We start from the raw sequence: 5,365 nt of genomic DNA, 5'->3' as shown, positions 1-5,365 counted from the left end.
TATTTTCATAAGAAAAGTGGGTTTCCCCACTTTAATCAAATAGATTTTCGTTATTTTCATCTGTACTAAATTCAGGTAGTTTAGGTAATTCATCCAAACTATAGAGTTTAAAACTATCCATAAATTCATCTGTTACTTCATAAAGAATTGGTCTACCCGGTGCATCACTTCGACCATTTTCACGAACAAGGTTACGAGCTTCTAATTTACGAAGCATCATATCACATCCAACACCTCTAATTTCTTCAATTTCTACACGAGTGATTGGTTGTTTATACGCAATAATCGCAAGAGTTTCAAGAGCAGCATGTGATATTCCTGCAGTCTTTGTAGTTTGGAATAGTTTTTCTGCATATGGATGCACAATAGCTTTTGATAAGAATTTGTAAGTTCCACCATAATTCGCAATTTCAAATCCACGTGAATCATCTGCATATAAGGCTTGTAACTGGTTAAACTCACTCTCAGCTCGTTCTTGACTAACACCTAAAACTTCACTAGCTTGAGCTAATGTAATACCTTCATCTCCAACGATAAAGAGTAAACCTTCTAGAATTGTTCCTGCACGATTACCTTCTTCTACTTTATTCGTTTCTTGTATCGCTTCATCAATTTTAATTTCTTGCTCATTTGTTAACTCATCATGAACAACGACTTCTTCAATTACTTCTTCGTTTGTATTATTTTCAAGGTTTTCATTCATACATATTACCCCCTCTTAAACCATATTGTTTCATTTTCATCAATAGTGAATACCAATGTATGTTGTCTTGCTAAATCAAGAATTGACAAGAATGTTACGATTACCATTTGCATATCTTTACAATCATCAATTAATGTTTCAAATGAGAATGTATCTGGTAAATCCTTTAATCGCGCTCTTATTTGTAATGAACGATCTTCCATTGATATTTCTTTAGCAGTAAACTTGGTTTCAATTGGCTTTGTTAGTTGAAGTCTTCTTAAACATTTATTCATTGCTTTCACCAAATCATATGGCGAACCATCAATTGGTGCATCTTCTGTTTTTGGTTTAGTCCATTCATCAACTTCAATTGAAATCGGTTTAGTTAACTGCATTGCTCTTTGATGATATAAATCACTTAATTGTTCACTTACTTCTTTGAATTGTTGATACTCAAGTAATCGTTTGACTAATCGATCTTTAGGATCCTCTTCAAATTCATCTTCTAGTAATGATTGATCCTTAGGCAGAATCTTTTTACTTTTATATTCAATTAAAGTAGCTAATTCTAATAAATATTCACTCGCCACTTCTAATTGCATTTCTTCCATGCGGTTTAAGTAATTTAAATATTGGTCAGTAAGAATACTAATATCTAAATCAAAAAGGTCTAGTTCTTGTTCCTTGATAAGATGGAGCATTAAATCTAATGGACCTTCAAATTGATCAATTGCAACTGTAAACGTCATGTTGTCACCTCGCTACAAAATTATACCAAAAATTAACTAATTCAACTAGTCAAAGTTCAAAATGATCCAAAGACTTTCTAACAATTTAACAAATAATCACCAACAAATTAAAAAGATGTTAGCGAACTAACATCTTTGGCTTATATTGCAACAATATTAACAATCTTATTTGGGATAACAATAATCTTTTTAATTGTTTTTCCATCTGTATGCGTTTTTACAGAATCTAAGTTAAGTGCCATTTCTTCAACCACTTTACTATCTTCATCTTTTGCTACAGTAAATTTACCACGCATCTTACCATTAATTTGTACCGCCATTTCGACTTCATTTAATACAAGTTTAGTCTCATCTACAGTTGGCCAAGGTTCATACGTAATCGTATCTTTACCTGTTAAGATCTGATACATTTCCTCACAAATATGAGGTGCAAAGCAAGATAACATTTTAATAAAATTTAATGCATACTCACGATATACTGTTTCTTGTTTAAAACAATCATTGATGAATATCATCATTTGGGATATCGCTGTATTCATATTCAATGTCTCAATATCATTTGTTACTTTCTTAACCGTAGCATTATAACTATAATCCAATGCTCCATCATTTATGTCAGATAACTTATTCGAGTCAATGAACAGACGCCAAACACGGTCTAACCATTTTTTAGATGCTTCTACATTTTTATCATTCCATGGTTTACTTGCTTCAAGTGGTCCCATAAACATTTCATATAGACGCAATGTATCGGCTCCAAATGCTTTTACAATATCATCCGGATTAATTACATTACCACGAGATTTACTCATCTTTTCACCATTTTCACCAAGTATCATACCTTGGTGGAATAATTTCTTAAATGGTTCTTTACATGGCACGATTCCCTTATCATATAAGTAATTGTTCCACATGCGTGAATATAATAAATGACCTACCGCATGTTCTGGACCACCAATATATAAATCAATTGGCATCCAATGTTGAAGTAATTCTTTATTCGCAAGTTCTGAATCATTGTGTGGATCAATATAGCGTAAGAAATACCAACTACTACCAGCAGACCCTGGCATGGTGCTTGTTTCTCTACGATAGTGTTTACCATTCTTTTCACCAGTAACCCAATCTGTTGCACGGTCTAGTGGTGATTTACCGGATTGTCCTTTGTAGTCTGTAAGTTCTGGCAAAACAAGTGGTAGTTCATCATCCGCTAAAGCTCCCATACTACCATCATCATAATGGACAACAGGAATTGGTTCACCCCAATAACGTTGACGCGCGAAAATCCACTCACGTAAACGATAATTAATTTTAGCTTCTCCAACCTTATTTGTTTCAAGCCATGCAATCATAACATTAATTGCATCATCTTTATTTAATCCATCTAAGAAATCAGAGTTGATGTGTACACCATCATCTACCATAGCTTTTTCTTCTACTGATTCACCATCCAAAACCTGAATGATTTCAATGCCAAATTTCTTCGCCAATTCATAATCTCTTTCATCATGTGCAGGTACTGCCATTATTGCACCAGTACCATATGATGCAAGAACATAATCACTTATCCAAATTGGAACTTTCTTTTGATTTACTGGATTGATTGCATATGCACCTGTAAATACACCTGTTTTATCTTTATTAAGTTCTGTACGTTCCATATCCGATTTGGAAGCACATTCTTGTTTATATGTTTCGACTGCTTGTCTTTGTTCAGGAGTTGTTATTAAATCAACCAATGCATGTTCTGGAGCTAACACACAATAAGTAGCTCCAAATAATGTATCACAACGAGTTGTAAATACAGTAAATGCTTCATCATGACCATCAATTTTAAAATTCACATGAGCACCACGTGATTTACCAATCCAATTGCGTTGAATTTCTTTAGTCGATTCTGGCCAATCAACATCATTTAAACCTTCTAATAATCGATCTGCATATTTCACAATATCAATAACCCATTGCTTCATCATTTTACGAACTACTGGATAACCACCACGTTCTGATTTACCATCAATGATTTCATCATTCGCTAACACTGTACCCAACTCTTCACACCAGTTAACAGGGAAATCTACATATTTCGCTAATCCATCTTCATACAACTGTTTAAAAATCCATTGTGTCCATTTATAAAATTTAGGATCTGATGTAGAAACCTCTTTGTCCCAATCAAAAGAGAACCCCAACATCTTCAGTTGTGTTGTAAATGTTTTAATGTTGTCTAATGTAAATCCTTCTGGATGATTTCCAGTTTGAATTGCATATTGTTCTGCAGGTAATCCAAATGAATCAAATCCCATTGGATGTAAAACATTATACCCTTGCATCCTCTTCATACGACATATGATATCACTTGCAGTATATCCCTCTGGATGTCCTACATGTAGCCCATGTCCTGATGGATAAGGAAACATATCCAACGCATAAAACTTAGGCTTACTAAAATCCCAAACATTTGTTTCAAATACTTTGTTTTTATCCCAATATTCTTGCCACTTTTTTTCTGATTCTACATGATTAAATTCCATAACTTCCTCCTTAAATAATATAAAAACGCCCTTAAATCTAAGGACGTTTAATTACGCGGTACCACCTTAGTTCATGACTTTGTCATGCCCTTAATTTTTCTTTAACGCAGATTCTACGGAATCCTTTTATTCAGATTCAGCTCTACGGTGAGTTCAATAGTCACAAATATCAAGTTACACCAACCCTTGACTCTCTATTATTTGATATCTAATTACTACTCCGTTTCATAGCGTAATAATCATATCGAATTTGGCTTAGCGTGTCAATCTTTTATGGTTCGTTCTTTATTTACAAGTAGCTCCCATATCTTCAAATACTTTCACTACTTCATCTTTCACGAATTTGCCATCTTTGTTTGCAAGTGCATCCATTCCAGCTAGTGATAATGTATCCGCATCCATCTTATCTAATTGATAAGTAACGATTTGAATAACTTCTTTTTCATTTTCGGAAATTTCGTACGTTACACCTTCCATACCTTTAAAGAATTCTACATCAGCTTCCGCAGATTTCTTTAATGATTCTGCAGTACGATCGGCACTAATTCCATAATGTACTTCTTGTCTTATTTCAGTTACATTACCATCTGTACCATTTAGCGTAGTGATAACAGTATCTAAGTCTGATTTAACTTCACATGCACTCAATACATCTCCAGTAGATGGTTGTTGTGCACCATCAGGTGTTGCTGTTGGTTGTTCTGATACTGTTGGTGTTTCAGTAGGTTTAGATTCTGCAGGTTTGCTTGAGCAACCTGTAATAAGCGCTAGTGCTAATAAACTAAATAATATTTTTTTCATTTTTTTCTCCTCTTGCTTGACGCAATAAGAATTATATACCAATTGGTTTAGTACAAAACTTAAGACTTACGAAAGATTTACAAAATTTGGCAAGCAGCTTCATTATCAATCATAAATGCTTTTACTTTTTCTACATCATATTGTCCGTCTGTTTTCATGTCATCTGTAAGCCCAAGATAAGTTATTATCTCATCACTTGCTTGAGTTAAATCAACAGTTAATTGTCCAACAATATCTGTTTCATTTTCAAAAATATCGAATGTTACTCCATCTTGATTTTCAAATAATTCATTATTTAACTTTTTAATAATTTCATCCTTATCACTATCCTCTTGCAATGGATAACTATATGATATTTCCACAGTAGTAATAGCACCCTTATCTAATTTATAGGTAGTTGTAATTGCGTGATCTTCAGCATCTACACCACATACCAGTACATTCATAGCCGTATTATTTTGTGATTCAGTTGTTGGGGTAGGAATTTCTTCCTTTGGTTTTGTTGAGCATCCTGCAAGCAACGTAAACGCAAGTAAAGATACAAGTATTTTTTTCATATTTCTCCTCCAGTAATTAAATTACTACTTTCACTATAA

5 protein-coding genes and 1 other annotated feature are annotated in these 5,365 nt (G+C 33.6%); all 5 genes read right to left on the bottom strand.

What is annotated here, in order from left to right; translation table 11 throughout:
* Window positions 1-31: 31 nt before the first annotated feature.
* Window positions 32-703 (bottom strand): SMC-Scp complex subunit ScpB, encoded by a 672-nt coding sequence (gene scpB, locus RR643_RS11130; RefSeq protein ID WP_332483255.1) that lies wholly within the window; start codon window positions 701-703, stop codon window positions 32-34.
* A 5-nt stretch (window positions 704-708) separates the two neighbouring features.
* Window positions 709-1,434 (bottom strand): segregation and condensation protein A, encoded by a 726-nt coding sequence (locus tag RR643_RS11125; RefSeq protein WP_332483254.1) that lies wholly within the window; start codon window positions 1,432-1,434, stop codon window positions 709-711.
* Between the two features lie 140 nt (window positions 1,435-1,574).
* On the bottom strand, window positions 1,575-3,968 hold the full coding sequence (gene leuS, locus RR643_RS11120) for a leucine--tRNA ligase (protein ID WP_332483253.1): 2,394 nt from the start codon (window positions 3,966-3,968) through the stop codon (window positions 1,575-1,577).
* 36 nt (window positions 3,969-4,004) lie between these two features.
* Window positions 4,005-4,206 (bottom strand) — a binding site (T-box leader).
* 47 nt (window positions 4,207-4,253) lie between these two features.
* Window positions 4,254-4,769 carry a hypothetical protein gene (locus RR643_RS11115; RefSeq protein WP_332483252.1) on the bottom strand — a complete coding sequence of 172 codons (516 nt, stop codon included), beginning with the start codon at window positions 4,767-4,769 and terminating at the stop codon, window positions 4,254-4,256.
* Between the two features lie 77 nt (window positions 4,770-4,846).
* Complete coding sequence (locus RR643_RS11110) at window positions 4,847-5,326, bottom strand: hypothetical protein (protein WP_332483251.1); 480 nt, start codon at window positions 5,324-5,326, stop codon at window positions 4,847-4,849.
* Window positions 5,327-5,365 lie beyond the last annotated feature (39 nt).

The organism is Anaerorhabdus sp. (assembly GCF_036637135.1).
Taxonomy (GTDB): domain Bacteria; phylum Bacillota_I; class Bacilli_A; order Erysipelotrichales; family Erysipelotrichaceae; genus Anaerorhabdus.
The sequence above is the reverse complement of the archived record's forward strand: the minus strand, read 5'-3'. Positions and strand labels throughout refer to the sequence as shown.